A 14,203-nucleotide genomic window follows, 5' to 3' on the forward strand; every position below is an offset into this window, starting at 1 on the left:
GCGAAATCCATCAATATAGTTACCATCAAGAGCGTATTTTTTTTGTTCTAATGCAACCATATGAAGCGGTACAACCGGTATACTAATGTTTGTTTACTGTGTAAAAGCGCCGAGCTAAAACTGAGCGCTCTCAATTTTAATGCGGCTTGATAAATTTAATCGTCATCCGGTCGCTTTCGCCGATAGCCTGATATTTCTTCCTGTCTTTATCCTTAAGCTTTAAAGCGGGCGGCAAAGTCCAGACGCCTTCGGGATAATCCTTGGTATCTTTACTATTGGCATTGATTTCGGATTTATCCAGAAACTCAAAGCCCGCGTTTCTTGCCAGCGCAATCACATAGTCTTCAGTGACGTAGCCGGATAGCGCTTTGGTATCCTGCGGTTTTAACGTTGAATTTCTATGCTCCACGACACCTAAAATTCCACCGGGCTTTAATGCCTTGTACATCGCATTGAATACCGCCGCGGCCTGATCGTTTTTCATCCAATTATGCACATTGCGAAACGTTAAAACCCGGTCAACTGAAGCCTCAGGGGCGATTTGCAAAAATTTCGGCGGCTGCAATACGCTTAACTCAACTTTGCCGTAAACTTTCGGCTGGCTTTTTATCTTTTTAACAAATTCATGCAGGTTCTTTTTAAAATAAGGCTCGTCGGCATCGGCTGAAAAATGCGCAGCATACAGTTTGCCGTGATCTTTTAGATAAGGTGCAAGAATTTCCGTGTACCAGCCTTCGCCCGGCCAGACTTCGACGACGGTCATATTGTCCTTTACGTCAAAAAACGCCAACGTTTGCTGCGGATGCCGGTATTTATCCCGCTGCTTATGCTCTGCTGAACGCTGCTTTCCGTCGATTGCCTGGTGCAAAGAACTTGGCTTTTCTGCAGCGTGCGACGATGAAAAACTGCTTGCCAGCAAAAGTGCCAATAAAATACTTTTCATGCTATTTATTCCAATCCATATTTTTTGTAGAGGAGACCCTTCGCACGGCCGCGGCGCGAGCAATGAAACTGCTATCCAGCGGGTCTTGCTAAAAGCCAAACCAGCAGGTTTGATTACGTCCCCGGTCTTTAGCTTCATACAAAGCCACATCGGCGCGGTGCAACACCGCTTCGCCATTAATATCATCAACCGATAGCGTAGCCGCGCCGATGCTGACGGTAATCTGCACCGGGCCTGCGTCATGATCGATAACGGTCTTTGCAACTTGCTCGCGCAAGCGTTCCGCCATGATCAGGGCGTCGTTCTTGTCAGCCCCGGACAGCAAAATAGCAAACTCCTCGCCGCCCAGACGCGCAGCTATATCAATGGCGCGCGAGGTATTACGCGCTATTTCGGCAAACACCTTTAACACTATATCGCCGGTGGCATGGCCGTAAGCGTCATTGACGCGCTTAAAAAAATCCAAATCCAGCATTAGCAACACCGCTGAATAATGAGGCAATCGCGCCACTTTCGCTCTTTCCAGCTCCAGTTTCTCCAGAAATACGCGGCGGTTAAAGAGTCCGGTCAAAGGATCGGTACTGGCCAATTTTTGCAATTGCGCTTCCATCTCCTTGCGCTCGGTAATATCTTCTTTAATGCCGACAAAATGGGTAATTTCGCCGGTACCGTTTTTTACCGGGGCAATGCTTAGTTCTTCGTGATAAAGACTGCCATTTTTGCGCTTATTAACAAGCTCGCCGCGCCAATTTTGACCATCCAGAAGAACTGTCCACATATCCTTGTAAAAGTCTGCATTCTGTAAGCCTGATTTGGTCAATTGATTCGGATTTTTCCCCACCGCTTCTTCAGGGCTGTAACCGGTTAATCGACCAAAAGCCGAATTAGCCCATATAACAACTGCATCTTTATCGGTAATAACAACACCATTTGCCGCCGCCTCCAATGCCGCGATCAGCAAGTTGTTGCGCGCCTCCATCTCGGTTCGTAACAATGCGTAACGAATCACCCGCGCCAAGCCATCATAACCGTAATCACCCTTGACCATGTAATCTACAGCGCCCGCCTCCAGGGTGGTCAGTGCAAAATCGGTGTCGCCGCGTCCGCTGAGCACCACAATAGGCATATCGATCGCCATGACTCGCGCACTGTGAACGGTCGCCAAGCCTTCCGAATCGGGTAATGACAAGTCCAGCAGAATTACATCGAAAGACGACGCCGCCAAACAGCGTTGCGCATCAGTAAGCGATTGAGTCCAGGTTACCTCAAAATGCCCGCTCTGCGTTTGTCCCAGTTTCATTTTTACCAGATGCGCATCACCGTCTTCGTCTTCTACCAGCAATACCCGAATCGCTTGGCCTCGGCTCATAGCTTATAACCTTGCGGCAAACGCACCAGGCTAAACCAATACTCGCCAATCTGCTGAATGGCCTTGATAAACTGCGACATATCCATAGGCTTGGTGATATAACTGGTGGCGCCGAGCTGATAAGAACAGATGACGTCTTTTTCCACATCGGAAGTCGTCAACACCACCACCGGAATGCCTTTAAAACGATCGTCCGCCTTGATAACGGTTAGAAATTCGCTGCCGTTCATACGCGGCATATTAAGATCAAGAAAAATCAAATCAGGACGCGGCGCATCGGCATATTTTTCCGTCCTGTTTAAAAAATCCAGTCCTTCACGCCCGTCAACCACATGATGCAAATGCGCCAATACTTTGCCTTCCTTTAACGCCATTTTCACTAAATAGGCATCAGAGGGTTCATCTTCCAACAGTAAAATTTCAACGAAGTGGGAGTTGCCGGTTTCGGTCATTATAAAATCTCTTGTCTAGATTGGGTTAGCATAAGCCGACATTTACGCAGGTAAATCAAATAACACGGTCGTGCCGCCGCCCGGTGTTTCCTGTATCGTTACCGAGCCGCCGCAGCTTTCAATAATGCGCCGGACGATGGCCAAGCCGATGCCCGTGGAATTTTGATCGTCATTGACCTGCAAACGCTCAAATACTCCGAAAACGCGCTCCCGGTACTCCGCCGGAATGCCGACGCCATTATCTGCTACGCGATAAATGACCCGGCCTGCCTTCGCTTCGCCACTAATCCGTATCTGCGGCGTAAGCTTAGGATGACGATAGCACAGGGCATTGTCCAGCAAAATACTGAAAATATCTTTCAGCCGGGGACGATCGATATGAACGGAAGGCGCGTCATTGTAATCGACCTGCGCACCCGTTTCACGCATTAGCGTCGCTCTATGCTCCAGCAGGCCGGCAATAACAGCCTTAACGGCAACCGTTTCCATCGTACTGCGCGGCTGATCGGCGGCAAGATACAATTGAATATCGCGCACCAGAGCGCTTTGCCGTGCTGCGCCTTGTTCAATAAAATGCAACGAGGCTATAGCGTCCTCGTTTAGCTGTTCTGTAGGTAGGCGTGATTGCAAGCGTTGCGCAAAACTCACCAGACGCCGCGCCGGTTCCTGCAAATGATGTGCGGCAATACGCGTAAACTGTTCCAATTCGGCATGGGCGCGCGCCAGCTTATCCTCAATTTGCTTCCGCTCAGTAATGTCCACACACGAACCGATATAGCCGAGAAAAGTTTTGTCGTCAGTATAGCGGGGAACGCCGGTATCAATCAGCCAGCGATATTCGCCGTCATGATGCCGCAAACGGTATTCCATCGAAAAGGGTTTCCGCCGGTCAAAGGCCGTTATATAAGTATCAAGACAGCGCTGATAATCACCAGGATGCACACATTCTGCCCAACCGTTGCCCTGTTCCTGCTCCAGGGTACGACCGGTAAATTCCAGCCAGCCTTTATTAAAATAGTAACACTGCTTGTCCGTACCCGCCTGCCAGATCAGCACCGGCGCCGAATCCGCCAACAGCCGGAAACGCTGTTCGCTCTCGCGCAACTGCGTCGTCAGTTCAGCGGCCATTTTAGCGGCATTAACATGCATACCCATATAGGAGCGCAACAGCAAAAACAGCAGAAAACTACTGAGGAATCCCGCTCCCAAAATAACCCACATTTTGCTGTAATCAATACCGCCCTGCGTACCGGCAATCTTTTCGAACTGCAATGTCCACACCGTACCATTGAAACCGGTCTCTATTTCTATAATGGACGAAGGTTGGGCGGTCTCGACATAAGACGGTTCTGCATTGTTATACAGTAACTTGTCCGCTTGCACAGTGCGCCCGTCATAAACGCGAAAATGTACATGCGCCATCGTTTTACCTTCAACATTCGGCACCAGCTTATCCAGTAAATCCTCCATGCGAAAAGGGCTGTATACCCAACCGAATAATGCGGCCCGACGCTGTTCAACGGTATCGACAGGCCGGTTTCTTTGATAAACAGGCACATACATCAAGGTACCCGCCTGCACATTTTCAGTTGATTCCTGTACCAAAGTCACCTTGCCCGACAGGATGATTTCATTATTATCCCGCGCCTGTTCCATTGCCGCGCGACGCACCGGTTCGGAATACATATCATAGCCAAAGGCGCGTAAATTAAGCCCGTTAAACGGTTCCAAAAAAATGATGGCGGTATAAACATCGCGTTTACCTTCAGGACGTACCGCGTACTCAGGAAAACCTTCAGCGCGTAGCTGCGCCTGATGCGCGGCCAATTGCCCGGCCGGAATCCAAATTGAAAAACCCAGACCCTGAATGCCGTTAAAGTGTTCATCACTGCGTAAACGCTGAACATAATGGCGCCATTCTTTACGCGTCACAGTATCCGATGAATCGAATAGCGCAGCGCCGCCCAACAATGTCTGCTTATGAGCATCAAGCCTTGCCTCTATTTTTAAGCGGACTTCATCGCAATAAAAAGCAAACTTGCGATACTCATCCCGCTCTATGTCGAGTTTTCCCCAATAGCCCGCAAGCCCTGTACCGAAAAGCCCCATCAACAACACCAGCCAGGGCAGCATGAAGCGCAGATAACGCTTGGCAAATAATTTCATTATTGTTTTTTACGCTTGTTTCCAAGCTCCTGATTCGCGTGACGGGAAGCGTTGCAGAGACACGATTGATCGCATTTCTATTCCGAAATTACAGTATTCATAATAGGCAACTCAAACCAGAACACACAGCCCTGCCCTTCGCCCGCCGATTCTACGCCAAGGGTACCGCCGTGATGTTCGACGATTTTGCGACACAAAGCCAAGCCTACGCCGGTGCCGTCAAAGCGGCTGCGCGCCTGTAGACGCGAGAACACCTTAAACAATCGATCCCTTTGACTCGGCTCGATACCGATACCCTGATCGCGCACTTCCACCCGTAACGATCCGGCGCTAATCGTTCCATGAACATCAACCTGCGGCGGTTGATTTTCGTCGTGATATTTAAGCGCATTGCCGATCAGGTTTTGCAGCAGGCGCGTTAATTCATCACGGCTGGCAAACAATTCAGGCCAATCGCCGGTCACTTTGATTGCGCCGCCGCAAGCGCTGAGTTCAGGGTTAAGAAAAGCCAGCGCTTCATCTAAAGAGGCCTGACTGCTAAGCCGTGTTTTAGCTTCAAAAACACGGCCTATCCGTGAATACTCCAGCAACGACAAAATCATCGCATCCATGCGTTTTGCGCCGTTCACCGCAAAATCGATAAACTGTTGCGTTTCTTCATTCAGCTGGCCGGTCAATGCATTTTCAATCAGGGATAAATAACTGGTCACCATGCGTAACGGCTGGCGCATATCGTGGGATACCGCATAGGCGAATTGCTCCAGCTCGGCGTTGGAGCGGGTCAGTTCGGCTTCGATTTGTTTACGCTCAGTAATGTCGTACAGCACCACCAAATGCATACCGGCAACATCGTTATGAATCACCTCGGCAGCAGTCACCAACACGATTTTAACGCTGTTGTTCTTGCAGCGAACAGCCACTTCCATGGGCGAGAAGCCGGTCTGTTCCTGTTTGGCTTTTTCCAGTGTCGTTTGCCAGGTAGACTCGGCCCAGCGCCGGTAATCCGGATCAGGGTAAGCTTTCAGCCACCAGTCCGCCACCGTGGGAATATCATCTAGTGTGTAACCGAAGGTTTGCACAAACGCCGGATTCAGGAAGGTAATGTTCAACAGCTCATCATTCAACGCCATCGGCACCGGTGAAACTTCGATAATCGAACGGAATTTTGCCTCACTGTTCTTTAGCTCATCTTCCATTACCTTGCGCTCGGTGATGTCGCGCGCTGCGGCGAACGCGCCAAGCACGTTGCCATTGCCGTCACGGTACACGCTGGCGTTATAAAGCACGTCGGTAACTTTGCCCGACACATGGCGAATAGCCAGCGGGTAATCGGTCACAAATCCCTGAGAAAACACCCGCTGATAGCCCTCCCGCGCTTTCCCGGGGTCGGTGAAATAGTCCGCGAAATCGCTGCCGATCAAGTTGTCTCGACCCGCGCCGGTCACCTGTTCCGTGGCGGTGTTGACATCGGTAATCTTGCCCTCTGCGCTGATCGTCACCAAGGGATCCAAACTCGCTTCAATCAGGCTGCGGGCGTATTGAGAAGCGGCCAGTGCCACTTCTTCCGCCTTTTTGCGCTCGGTGATATTTTTGTGACTGACCACAACCCCGCGACATGAGCCGTGCAATGGCAATACATTCATATAAAACCAGTGTTGCTGATTGGGCGAATGACACAGGTACTCTAAGTGAAATGTTTCCCGCTCGCCATCCAGCACCGCCGTGATGCCCTCCCGAACAACACTTGCCTCATCGCCATAAGGTTGATTAAAGGCATTGTTACACGCATCCAGATAGCTAAATCCCAGCATATCCTGGCTGGATTTCAATAACCCGTTTTCTTGCGCAAATTGTCGCCATGCGTTGTTGGCGGCAACAATAACACCTTGCGCATCCAGCACGGCGATGTGCGAGGTCAGCGAATTAAGTACGCTGACATTAAAAGCATCGCTGTCGCGCAGCTTCTCCTCCATCTGCTTGCGCTCGGTGATGTCGGTAATGAATCCGTGCCAGAGCGTGGAACCGTCCGCTTCTTTCTGCGGTAGCGCGTTGCCAAACAGCCAGCGCACCGTGCCATCGTCGAACTTGACCCGATATTCATAGCACCACGGAGTCAGGTCTCGCGCCGATTGCTGGATGGAGGCGCCAATGCCGTCGTAGTCGTCCGGGTGAAAAATGGCAAGCACTTTGGCCCCATCCTCGCGAACTTCCTCCGGACTGACCCGGTATATATCATGGATGGCTTCACTGGCGAAAGGGAAGCAGGAACTGCCATCGGGCCGCAAACGATATTGATAGACAACGCCCGGCACCCGGCCGGCGATTTTCTGAAGTCGGCTCAACGCCTCTTTCCGCGCCTCTTCCATCTGCTTGCGCTCGGTGATGTCGGTAGAAATTCCGCACAAACCGTAAATACTGCCATCCTCCCGGCGTAGCGGTTGCTTAACGGTAAAATAGGTGCGGGTAGTGGCGCTACTATCCTTGTGGATATAAATATTCTCGGCCGCTGTACGCTCACCCAACCCAAGGACACGGCGATCATTTTCGCGCAATTTTGCCGTGGTAGCCTCATCAAAAAAAGCATCGTCTGATTTTCCGATGATGTCTTCCAGCGCTTTGCCAAATACTTGCTGCACCGGCTGATTGGCGTACTGGTATTGATAGTTGCAATCCTTGATATAAATAAAGGCTTCGACACTGTCGAGAATGGTGGCGAGTTTATTTTCGCTTTCGCGCAAGGCATGTTCCGCTGTTTTCCTTTGCTGTATCTCGGCTTGCAGTTGTGCGGCACTGGGCACAGACAAGGCGCCGGGAATAACCCGCAGCATCAACACGGCGGTGGCAACCGAAATAATCGCAGTAAAGCCTTTAAGCAAGCCGTCCAGCCAATATAAAGGTATCCAGATCGTGATAGCCGACAGTAAATGCGTGGTGCCGCAGGCAACAATAAAGCAGGCAAACAGGGCAACCAACCACGCATAGGGCAAATCTTTACGCCGCCGGATAAAATAAACCAGCATCAGGGGAATGGAATAATACGAGAGCGTAATCAGCAAATCCGAGACGACGTTCAGCCAAAGTAATACCGGGCTCCACGACAGGCAATAGCCATGAGGAATGAGGTCTTTAAGACCGAAAAGATCAATCAGTGATTGCATGTGTCAGGTACAGGATGAAATGGGGATTGTCAGGATCAGCTTAAATCCTGTGTACTGTCATAGAAGACTGGTATCTAAAACATGTTTTAAAGCCAATGCCCTAGCGATCATCCGACCCTTTATAATTCCAGATTTGCAGCAGGCTCAGGGTTGCCAGCATTACAAAAGCCAGCAATGTCCATTCAGGCATACTGAAACCCAACAGGGTCCAATCCACCTTGGCGCAATCTCCGGTGCCGCTCAGCATTAACTTGACCGTTTCAAACAACGGGAAGTTTTGCAGCACATACTCCAGACCGGGGCCGCATTCCGGCACCTTATCGGCCGGTAAGTGTTGTATCCAGACATGCCGGGTTGAAATAGCCGCGCCGCACAAAGCCGTTACCGCGCCCGATATGGCATAAGCGGTGACGCCGGTTTGTCCCGGATTATGGAGTGCGGCGCTTAAAAAAACCAGACCGGTCAGCAAAATGGCAATGCGCTGGGAAATGCACAAGGGACAGGGATCCAGGCCTTGAACAAACTGGAAATAAGCGCCCATCGACAGCAAAAACACACAACCGAGGAAGCCCAGAAAAAACCAGATTCTCGAATTAAATCTTAACAATTTCAACATGATACACTGCCTTAATAAAGAGTTTATTGTAACTACTCCGCTAATAATAGAACGCGGATGCCAAAAGTAGGCGCCTCCAGGCGACACTGATCAGACGGATTTGCTAGTTCCCAAGCTCCAGCTTGGGAATTCGGTGCCGGAAGCCCCGTCTCGCGAAGCTGGAGCTTCGCTATCCGGGTTCCCAAGCTGGAGCTTGGGAACCCGCGTAAATTTCGCCCTTCGCCCTTCGCCCTTCGCCCTTCGCCCTTCGCCCTTCGCCCTTCGCCTTTCGCCTTGAACCTTACGTACAAGCCCTATACATTCCATCCAACACCAATGAATTCGGACTGACCACACCGATAATCTTGTTATTTTCAATAACCGGCGCCCTGACCAGATTATAGTTGGCAAATAAACGCGAACAATAGCGGATATCCATATCGGGAGATACCGAAATCACCGGTTTACTCATGATTTCATAGACGTTGACCCGATCCGGCGCACGGTCTTTCGCCAACACATGACGGGCAATATCGCCGGAATTAATCATGCCGTATTCGTCATCCTCATGGCGTTTATTAACAATAAGCACTGAAGTCTTAAGCGATTTCATCTTTTTCAGGGCATCTTCTATGGTAGCAACGCCGTCGATGGTGGCAAAGTCGGTTTTCATTACATCTTTGACGCGGATTACAATGCGTGGCTCAATCATATTTTGTCCTCAAGTTCATGGGTTAACTGTTCAACCTGATGCATGACGCCAACGGCATCTTCAACATCGATCTGAATGGCAATGCCGGTGCCGGGTTTATTATCGAATTGAGCAACTTTGGCAATGGCTTCCAGTATATGCCGACTAAGATGTTCTTCGACCAGCATCATCAAGACATCGCGCTGGGTCTCCAGGGTCAGGCCGAAAAAGGTTTTCGATTGTTTCATGCCTTCGCCGCGAGCATTACTGACGACGGTTGCACCTTTAGCGCCGTTTTCACGCGCCGTCTCAAGCACCAGGTCAGTCTTGTCGTCTTCGACAAATGCGATAATTAATTTGAAATGCATGGTGTTCCTCAAGGTTTGGATGAAAGACCGCCTTTGCTAAGCCATTGCGCAATTTGCGCGTAACCCAGGACAGCGATGATCGGAAATAAACTGGCAAAGGCAATCAAGCCGAAGCCGTCCAGCAGCGGATTGCGGCCGGGAACCGTAGAGGCCAGCCCCAAGCCTAATGCGGTCACCAACGGCACGGTGACTGTTGACGTCGTGACCCCGCCCGAGTCGTAGGCCAAACCGATAATCAGTTTGGGAGCAAACAGGGTTTGGATCAGCACGACGATATAGCCGGCAACAATATAATAGTAAAGCTCCGTTCCGGTCACAATCCGATAAGCGCCCAGAGCAATGCCGAAAGCCACGCCGATGGAAACCGCGATGCGCAGCCCCCAAGCGCGGATAGCGCCGCCGGAAATCTGTTCGGCTTTCCAGGCAACCGCCAGCAAGGACGGCTCGGCCAGCGTGGTCGCAAAACCGATGCTGGCGGCAAACACATACACCCAATAATAGGCTTGCCAACTTACGTTCTGTTCACCGGGATTAATGCCTAAAAACTCCGGCGTAGTCAGCTGCGCCGCCATTAGCTTCCCCAATGGGAACAGCGCCATTTCCAGGCCTTTCAGAAAAAATGCAATGCCGAGCAACACATAGACAAACCCGGTCAGCATTTTTTTAGGATGCGCCAGAGGTTTGCGAATAACCAGCAATTGAAAACCGATGATAATCGCGGCAATCGGCAAAATATCCCGACAGGTAGACAACAAAGCCAGCGCAAATTGGCTGATCCAGGCAATCATCTCAGCATCCCGTAGGCCATGACGAAAACCATTGGTGTTAATGAGGCAAAGGCGATCAGACCAAAGCCGTCAACCATCGGATTACGCCCCTTGATGGCTGTAGCCAAGCCGACACCCAAGGCCGTTACCAGCGGAACGGTAATGGTCGAGGTGGTGACGCCGCCGGAATCGTAGGCGATGCCGATGATTTCAGGCGGCGCAAACGGCGTCATGATAATCACCCCGCAATAACCGCCGATAATCAGGTAATACAAAGGCCAGCCCCGGATAATCCTCAATACGCCGACCAAGATAGCAAAGCCGACCGACAACGCGACAGTAATGCGCAGACCCAGCGCATAACTGTTTTTAGCCTCGTCGCTTTGCCCGATAACTCCGGCTTTAGCGGCAATGCTTGAAGCTTCCTGGGCGATCGCGATCAGTGCCGGTTCCGCCACCGTGGTGCCGAATCCCAGACAAAAAGCAAAGGTCAACAGCCAGAATAAACTGCCTTTACGGGCAAACGCATGCGCCATCGCCTCGCCAATCGGGAACAGGCTTTGCTCAAGCCCTTGAACAAATAAGGTTAGACCGAGAATAACAAATAGAGTGCCGGCAATTAAACTGCCGACATCGGGAATCGGTTGCCGGATAATTAAAACCTGGAATACCAGTACAACAGCGAGAATAGGCGCTAAATCCAAAAAACTGTTGAACAGTTGTTTAATAAAAGGGTTGTTAAACATTCAAGCTCTATTGTCTGATTTTTACATGGGATTATTTCTGCCCCGCGACCGCTATTTAATCATACTTTCGTTAATGCAGCGCCCATGCCTTATTGCATCTTGCATTTCGCAGTAAAAACAAAACCGACGCCTTGCTCGGTCTTGATCGGAGCATTAGCCGTCACGACTGCAATCTTCTGCCGCAAACGGGCCACTACCATATCGATACGGTGAAAATCGAAGCCCTCCATATTGCCGCCGGTCAACGCAAGCGCCAGTTCAACCCGGCTCGCTGCCTGCCGGCTGCCCCTTAACAAACAGTCCATAAAGGCAAACTCGCGGGTGGTCAAAGCGATTTGCGTACCGTCGGGCGCCAGTAAAATCCACTCGACGCGTAACAGCGTCCAACTTGCCGCACTGGCGCTGCCGGCTACAGCCGCAAGCTGTTTCTGGGCACGAACGGCAGACTGAATATTAGCGACCAGCTCACGCATATCGACAGGTTTAACCAGATAGCGGCTCGCGCCTTGATTCAAGCCTTCCACCCGGTCATCCACTGAGCCGCGCCCGCTTAACATAATGGTTTTGATACCGCCTAATTCGCGCAGATGACGCGCCACTTGCAGCCCGCTTTCGCCCGGCAGCCCCACATCCAGGATCACCACCTCGACCGGAGCAACCAGCAATTGCTTATAAAAAGCCTCGGCGCTTTCCGCGCCCCACACTCTATAGCCGCTGGAAGCGAGATAGCCGATCAGCGAAAGGCGCAAATCTTCCTCATCCTCCACCACGGCAATTCGCGGCATTGTTATATTCATTTCATTGCTCATCTATCCACCTTTGTTGCGGCAATGTCAGAGTAGCCGTTGTTCCCTGACCCGGCCGGCTTTGCATCTGAACGGAACCGCCATGCAAACCGGCAATCTGCCTGACCAGATACAACCCCAATCCGGCGCCAACTACACGGCCTACTTGAGCGCTACGGAAAAACTTATTAAACACCAAATCCAATTCATCGGCGGCAATACCTACGCCTTGATCGGACACAGACAAGCACAGACCGCCGTCTTTCCCGATATAGGCCGACAGTTCGACCTCACTGCCAGACGGCGAGTACTTGAGCGCATTTTCCAGCAGGTTATCCAGCAGCACCGGTAACAGCTGTGCGTCTGCGTACAACCAACGCTTTTGGAGCACGGCGGGAGCCAACGAAAGGCGTATCTCGTGGGTCGCAATCGAAGTATAATGATCACGCAGCGTTTGCAATAACGCCGGCAAATCGACAGACATCTGACATAGCACCCATTGCATCGAATTTAGCCTGTCGAAAGTAAGATAATTGTCGAAAAATTGCGTCAATCGATGAGCGCCCCGCAAGATGCGCTGCAAAATGGCCGCGGAATCGTCATCCTTCGCCTGTAGTTCGAGTAACTGGGTGGCCGTTTTGATGCTGGCAAGAGGCGAACGCACCTCATGCGACACCATGCTCAGGAACTGGTGCTGGTCTTCCAAGGTTTGTTCTGCCATCGTTTTAGCCTGTTGCAGTTCAAGAGTCCGTTCCATGACCAACCCTTCAAGCCGTTCCCGTTGCCCCTGTTCCAGCCGGTCATGCGCGCGCCGCGCCTGATTCAGCTGATCCGCCAGCCCGTAAAGTATGAATACCGTGCTCAGCAGCAGCGCAGAGGGCACTCCGTAAAGACCCGGCCATCGGGGAAGCGGCGGCAACCAGTTGATCGAAGCGAAATAATACACCGAGGATACCTGCCAAGGCAGCGTATATATAGCATAGCCATAACCGCGGAGCGGCGCCCCCTGCCGCGAAGCATAGTATCCCAGCACCGGACTGCCGATAGCTATCGCAAGCCCGGCCAACTTCATCAGCAACACCAAGGCTCTATAATAAGGAGTAAATACCGTCAATGCCGCCAGCAACAGGAAGCAAGCTATCAGCAGCACGACGACACCATCCAGGCGCGGCAGATAACGCGGCGTTTTCAGCAATATGCGGTGCAAAACCAACAGTAGAGCCGCACTGAGCGCCTCGAAAAAGCCGATCGAATGCAACGCCCATTCCGGCGAATCCGGCCACAGCTCACGATAGGCCAAACCGCTGAATCCCCAGAAAAACAGCGTATAGCATAGTGCCGACAGGCCAAACACAAGAAAAGCCGACTCGTGTGCGAACAAGGCCAGTAACAGCCCGAACAATAGCGTCAGCAGCATCATTCCGGAAATAAAATAGACTATTCGCTCATTTCTTTGTTCCATCAGCATAAACTGCTCAGCTTTCCACAAACCGGGCTCGAGCATTATCGTCGTTTCACTGACCACCCGTGCCAGCACCTCCCGAGTCGAATGCGGCGGCAACTCAAGCTCAAAGGTTTGGCTCAAGGTTGGAATTGCACGCTTTGAAAACGGTTCCGCCATGCCGCCCCGGATTTCTTGCCAGCGTCCATCTTTGGACTCAAACAGGCTGATATGACGCAGCCTCGCCGGTCCTACCACCAGCCAGCGCGTAACCAATTGGTCTCCGGTATTTTCCAAGCGAATGCGCAGCCAAAACGCCGAGTCGGTAGAACCTAAGTTAATAGGTGAACCTGCGGCTATAGGATGAAAAGCCAACTGCCCGGCCAATACCTGGTCAAGACCGGCCTTGGCCGACACATCTTCGCCCAACATTACCTGCCTTAACCCCGGCGACGTATCGCCGGCCGCCAATGAAGCATAGATCAGGCCGGACAAGCAGTAACAGGTTAGTAAAACCCGCATCCAAAGCGAATAACTTCGCTGACTTTTCATCTAATAACACCTTTCGTTAACCACTATTTTGCCCATTCCATGATGCAAAATTGCTACACCAGACTTAACCGTACAGGGCTAAGCAAAAAGACCTATTTTCTCAATCAAATTATAACCTGCAAGCTCTTAAGTAAATTCAAATTCGTGATACACAAACAAAATTGTGAGAT

Annotated in this window: 12 protein-coding genes; all 12 read right to left on the reverse strand. The window is 51.2% G+C overall.

Annotated features, from left to right (window positions below; genetic code table 11):
- Nucleotides 1-136: 136 nt before the first annotated feature.
- Nucleotides 137-943 carry a class I SAM-dependent methyltransferase gene (locus METTU_RS07510; protein ID WP_006890707.1) on the reverse strand — a complete coding sequence of 269 codons (807 nt, stop codon included), beginning with the start codon at nucleotides 941-943 and terminating at the stop codon, nucleotides 137-139.
- Between the two features lie 88 nt (nucleotides 944-1,031).
- Nucleotides 1,032-2,312, reverse strand: a complete 1,281-nt coding sequence (locus METTU_RS07515; RefSeq protein WP_006890708.1) for a sensor domain-containing diguanylate cyclase — start codon at nucleotides 2,310-2,312, stop codon at nucleotides 1,032-1,034.
- Nucleotides 2,309-2,764, reverse strand: a complete 456-nt coding sequence (locus METTU_RS07520) for a response regulator (protein ID WP_006890709.1) — start codon at nucleotides 2,762-2,764, stop codon at nucleotides 2,309-2,311. The genes METTU_RS07515 and METTU_RS07520 overlap by 4 nt, the downstream gene beginning before the upstream one ends.
- A gap of 42 nt (nucleotides 2,765-2,806) precedes the next feature.
- Entirely contained in the window at nucleotides 2,807-4,930 is a 2,124-nt protein-coding gene (locus tag METTU_RS07525) for a CHASE domain-containing protein (RefSeq protein WP_006890710.1), read from the reverse strand.
- Between the two features lie 77 nt (nucleotides 4,931-5,007).
- A complete protein-coding gene (locus tag METTU_RS21675; protein ID WP_006890711.1) occupies nucleotides 5,008-8,088 on the reverse strand; it encodes a PAS domain S-box protein in 3,081 nt (1,026 codons plus the stop codon).
- Between the two features lie 100 nt (nucleotides 8,089-8,188).
- The gene (locus tag METTU_RS07535) at nucleotides 8,189-8,704 is read right to left on the reverse strand and encodes a disulfide bond formation protein B (protein WP_006890712.1); all 516 of its coding nucleotides are present in this window, start codon (nucleotides 8,702-8,704) and stop codon (nucleotides 8,189-8,191) included.
- A gap of 280 nt (nucleotides 8,705-8,984) precedes the next feature.
- Nucleotides 8,985-9,395 carry a CBS domain-containing protein gene (locus tag METTU_RS07540; protein ID WP_006890713.1) on the reverse strand — a complete coding sequence of 137 codons (411 nt, stop codon included), beginning with the start codon at nucleotides 9,393-9,395 and terminating at the stop codon, nucleotides 8,985-8,987.
- Nucleotides 9,392-9,742 (reverse strand): P-II family nitrogen regulator, encoded by a 351-nt coding sequence (locus tag METTU_RS07545; protein WP_006890714.1) that lies wholly within the window; start codon nucleotides 9,740-9,742, stop codon nucleotides 9,392-9,394. Before METTU_RS07545 ends, METTU_RS07540 begins: the two co-directional genes overlap by 4 nt.
- A gap of 8 nt (nucleotides 9,743-9,750) precedes the next feature.
- Nucleotides 9,751-10,530: a DUF1538 domain-containing protein gene (locus tag METTU_RS07550; protein WP_006890715.1), complete on the reverse strand. Its 780-nt coding sequence runs from the start codon at nucleotides 10,528-10,530 to the stop codon at nucleotides 9,751-9,753.
- The gene (locus METTU_RS07555) at nucleotides 10,527-11,255 is read right to left on the reverse strand and encodes a DUF1538 domain-containing protein (protein WP_006890716.1); all 729 of its coding nucleotides are present in this window, start codon (nucleotides 11,253-11,255) and stop codon (nucleotides 10,527-10,529) included. The genes METTU_RS07550 and METTU_RS07555 overlap by 4 nt, the downstream gene beginning before the upstream one ends.
- 89 nt (nucleotides 11,256-11,344) lie before the next feature.
- Complete coding sequence (locus METTU_RS07560) at nucleotides 11,345-12,052, reverse strand: response regulator transcription factor (protein ID WP_050897731.1); 708 nt, start codon at nucleotides 12,050-12,052, stop codon at nucleotides 11,345-11,347.
- A gap of 1 nt (nucleotide 12,053) precedes the next feature.
- Nucleotides 12,054-14,033: a sensor histidine kinase gene (locus tag METTU_RS07565; RefSeq protein ID WP_006890718.1), complete on the reverse strand. Its 1,980-nt coding sequence runs from the start codon at nucleotides 14,031-14,033 to the stop codon at nucleotides 12,054-12,056.
- Nucleotides 14,034-14,203: the final 170 nt, after the last annotated feature.

Source organism: Methylobacter tundripaludum SV96 (genome assembly GCF_000190755.2).
GTDB lineage: Bacteria > Pseudomonadota > Gammaproteobacteria > Methylococcales > Methylomonadaceae > Methylobacter_A > Methylobacter_A tundripaludum.

Bases quoted from the DNA above. Each gene is read 5' to 3' on its own strand.
- METTU_RS07540 (WP_006890713.1), bottom strand. From the start codon at position 9,395: ATGATTGAGCCACGCATTGTAATCCGCGTCAAAGATGTAATGAAAACC.
- METTU_RS07535 (WP_006890712.1), bottom strand. From the start codon at position 8,704: ATGTTGAAATTGTTAAGATTTAATTCGAGAATCTGGTTTTTTCTGGGC.
- METTU_RS07550 (WP_006890715.1), bottom strand. From the start codon at position 10,530: ATGATTGCCTGGATCAGCCAATTTGCGCTGGCTTTGTTGTCTACCTGT.
- METTU_RS21675 (WP_006890711.1), bottom strand. From the start codon at position 8,088: ATGCAATCACTGATTGATCTTTTCGGTCTTAAAGACCTCATTCCTCAT.
- METTU_RS07565 (WP_006890718.1), bottom strand. From the start codon at position 14,033: ATGAAAAGTCAGCGAAGTTATTCGCTTTGGATGCGGGTTTTACTAACC.
- METTU_RS07545 (WP_006890714.1), bottom strand. From the start codon at position 9,742: ATGCATTTCAAATTAATTATCGCATTTGTCGAAGACGACAAGACTGAC.
- METTU_RS07520 (WP_006890709.1), bottom strand. From the start codon at position 2,764: ATGACCGAAACCGGCAACTCCCACTTCGTTGAAATTTTACTGTTGGAA.
- METTU_RS07555 (WP_006890716.1), bottom strand. From the start codon at position 11,255: ATGTTTAACAACCCTTTTATTAAACAACTGTTCAACAGTTTTTTGGAT.
- METTU_RS07560 (WP_050897731.1), bottom strand. From the start codon at position 12,052: ATGAATATAACAATGCCGCGAATTGCCGTGGTGGAGGATGAGGAAGAT.
- METTU_RS07525 (WP_006890710.1), bottom strand. From the start codon at position 4,930: ATGAAATTATTTGCCAAGCGTTATCTGCGCTTCATGCTGCCCTGGCTG.
- METTU_RS07510 (WP_006890707.1), bottom strand. From the start codon at position 943: ATGAAAAGTATTTTATTGGCACTTTTGCTGGCAAGCAGTTTTTCATCG.
- METTU_RS07515 (WP_006890708.1), bottom strand. From the start codon at position 2,312: ATGAGCCGAGGCCAAGCGATTCGGGTATTGCTGGTAGAAGACGAAGAC.